This window comes from Nocardia sp. NPDC004722, from assembly GCF_053601505.1.
The window spans coordinates 1-2,836 of sequence record NZ_JBSGBY010000842.1 but is presented as its reverse complement, the minus strand read 5'-3'; the positions used below and the strand labels follow the sequence as shown (position 1 = coordinate 2,836).

Sequence of the window (2,836 nt, the reverse complement as noted above, 5' to 3'; positions counted from 1 at the left end):
GCGGCGATTGCGGTGGGTGTGGCCGGAATGGTGCAGGAAGACGCCGGGTGCGGCGCTGTAGAGCGCTTGCAGCTCAGCGGCATTCGCGGCATCGAGGATGAAGCTCGGGCCCGCGAGATTCGACCAGCCGGACTCGGTGGTGACGGGATGGTGGCCGAAAAGCATGGTGGGGCGATCCGGGTCGGCGGCGAGCAGGTCGCGGAGCCGGTCGAGCTGGGGGCGCTCCAGGATGCCGCCCGCCGCGTCGAGCTGAGTGGTGTCCAGGGCGATCACGCGCAGCTCGCCGAGTTCGTAGGACGCCAATTGCTGCCTGGTGCTGAAGGAATCGCCCCAACAGTCGTGGTGGTCGAGGTAGGGCGTGCAGCTCGCGTAGTCGTCACCGAGATGCGGCCGGTCGTGATTGCCGCGGGCGGCGAGCCAATCCCGGCCCGCCACACCCCACTTCGCGAGCGCGGAGTGCACGCCGCGCACCTGATCCGGCGTCGCCTCCGCGGTCAGGTCACCGGCCAGCAGCAGATGATCGACGGCGCGGTCCGGCCGGTGCATATCGTCGAGCAGCGCCGCGAGCATGATCTCGGGATACGGTGCGAGACCGGGCTCTTGGCGGAAGCCGGGCGGCAGGCCCGCGGTGATGATGCCGCTGACCTCCTCGCCGTAGTGAATGTCGTTGGACAGCGCGATGGTTCGCAGCAGGCGGCCGGGCGGCGGCACCAGGGTGGTGAAGACGCCCTGCGCCTCGGGCGTATTCGGCTGCCGGGTCACCACATTTAGCGCGGGCGTGGCCGCAATGCCCGCCGAGCGCGCCTCGAAGCGGTAGGTGCGGCCGGGTTCCAGCCCGGTCACCTCGGCGTAGTGGTAGGCCGTCGGCTGCGAATCGCCGAAGACCTGACGCAGCCCGGAACCGTCCGGCGCGCCGAGCCAGACCTCGCTGTCGGCCTCGACCGGCACGGGATTCCCGCTGGCGTCCGGCCCCAGCGTGGTCCAGGTGAAGATCGCCGCCTGATCGGTGATGGTGACGACCTCGAGATCGGTCACCACGAGCGAACCCGGCTGTGCCCGGGCCGGACTCGCCCAGGCCCCGGGCAGTGCCGCTGCCGCGAGCAAACCGAGGACCTGGCGTCGATTCGGGCCGCAGCAGCTCATCGTCGTCCTACTTCGCGTCGGTGGAGCAGACCTTCCATACGCCGTCTTCCTTGCGCAGATGCTCGGGGATGGAACGCTTGTCGGCCGCCGCGCCGGGCAGCGTGAACGTGCCCAGGGTGACGGCGGTGGCGCGATCGCCGGTGATGGTGACGCCCTGGACCGAATCGACCTTCATCGACACCCGGTTCTTGTCCATGGCCTGCTTCTGGGCGGCGGTGAAGGCGTCGTACTGGGCGCGGTCGCCCGCGCAGGTCTTGCCGACCGCCTGCGAGGCGCCGCCGGAATCCATGGCGTCGTAGAAGTCCCGCAGCGCGGTCTCGACGCGCTGGTTGTCGCTGACCCCGGAGTCCTTGCCGTTCAACGTCACCGCGGTCGCGATGCCACCTCCCACGAGCACCACGGCGGCCACGCCGAGTCCGATGGTCAAGGGGGTTCGGCGATTCAGGGTCATCGAGATCCTTCGACTCGGGCAGGTATTCGGTTGCGGAACGTCTGGAGAGTACAGCGATTGCATGTCGATTGGTGGGGTGGCATTTGAACCGGGAGGGCGGGACTGTACGTTGGTTAGGCAAACCTCAGAGGTGAGGTGGGAGCGGCGGAAAGGACGGTCATGACGGCGGCTCGATGGAAACTGGTGTCCGGAGCGCTGGCGGCGATCGCCGTCCTCGGTGCGACCACCGCCTGCTCCAGCTCGTCCAAGGACGACAACGAGATCCTGGTCTACAACGCGCAGCACGAATCCCTCACCAAGGAATGGGTCGACGCGTTCACCAAGGACACCGGCATCAAGGTGACCATCCGCAACGGCGGTGACACCGACCTCGGCAACCAGCTCGTCGCCGAGGGTGGCAAGTCCAAGGCCGACGTCTTCCTCACCGAGAACTCCCCGGCCATGGCGCTCGTCGAGAACGCCGGCCTGTTCGCCGATGTCGACAAGGACACCCTCGCGCAGGTCCCCGAGCAGTTCCGCCCCTCCACCGGCAAGTGGACCGGAATCGCCGCGCGCTCCACCGTTTTCGTCTACAACTCCGCCAAGCTCCCGGCCGACCAGCTGCCCAAGTCGCTGCTCGATCTGCAGCAGCCGCAGTGGAAGGGCCGCTGGAGCGGCGCCGCCTCCGGCGCGGACTTCCAGGCCATCGTGGCCGCCCTGCTCGCCCAGAAGGGCGAGGACGTCACCAAGGCGTGGCTGAAGGGGATGAAGGACAACGCGGTCATCGGACAGAACAACACGACCGTGATGAAGAACGTGAACGCCGGTCAGATCGACGGCGGCGTGATCTACCACTACTACTGGTACCGCGATCAGGCCAACACCAAGGACAACAGCAAGAACACCCAGCTGTTCTACTTCAAGAACCAGGACCCGGGCGCCTTCGTCTCCATTTCCGGTGGCGGCGTGCTGAAGTCGAGCGGCAAGCAGGCCAACGCCCAGAAGTTCCTGAACTTCATCACCTCCAAGAAGGGCCAGACCGTCCTGCAGACCGGTGACTCCATGGAGTACCCGGTGGCCGCCGACGTCGCCGCCAACCCGGCGCTGCCGCCGCTGGCCTCGCTGGACGCGCCCAAGATCGACCCGAGCAAGCTGGACGCCAAGAAGGTCACGCAGCTCATGACCGAGGCGGGCCTGCTGTAACCGTGAGTGTTCGGACCGATGTGCCCAGCCGTGGCACGAAGGTAACCGCGACCCGGGCCC

At 67.6% G+C, this 2,836-nt stretch carries 3 protein-coding genes; 1 reads left to right on the top strand and 2 read right to left on the bottom strand.

Annotated features, from left to right (window positions below; translation table 11 throughout):
• On the bottom strand, positions 1-1,104 hold a 1,104-nt coding region (locus tag ACWELQ_RS42815), incomplete at its 3' end, for a metallophosphoesterase (RefSeq protein ID WP_452402701.1).
• Between the two features lie 46 nt (positions 1,105-1,150).
• Entirely contained in the window at positions 1,151-1,594 is a 444-nt protein-coding gene (locus ACWELQ_RS42810) for an Rv0361 family membrane protein (protein WP_452402700.1), read from the bottom strand.
• A 159-nt stretch (positions 1,595-1,753) separates the two neighbouring features.
• On the opposite strand from ACWELQ_RS42810, the gene ACWELQ_RS42805 reads away from it, so the two are divergent.
• A complete protein-coding gene (locus ACWELQ_RS42805; protein ID WP_452402699.1) occupies positions 1,754-2,776 on the top strand; it encodes an iron ABC transporter substrate-binding protein in 1,023 nt (340 codons plus the stop codon).
• Positions 2,777-2,836 lie beyond the last annotated feature (60 nt).

Coding starts and splice junctions, on each gene's coding strand:
- ACWELQ_RS42805 (WP_452402699.1), top strand. CDS start 1,754: ATGACGGCGGCTCGATGGAAACTGGTGTCCGGAGCGCTGGCGGCGATC.
- ACWELQ_RS42810 (WP_452402700.1), bottom strand. CDS start 1,594: ATGACCCTGAATCGCCGAACCCCCTTGACCATCGGACTCGGCGTGGCC.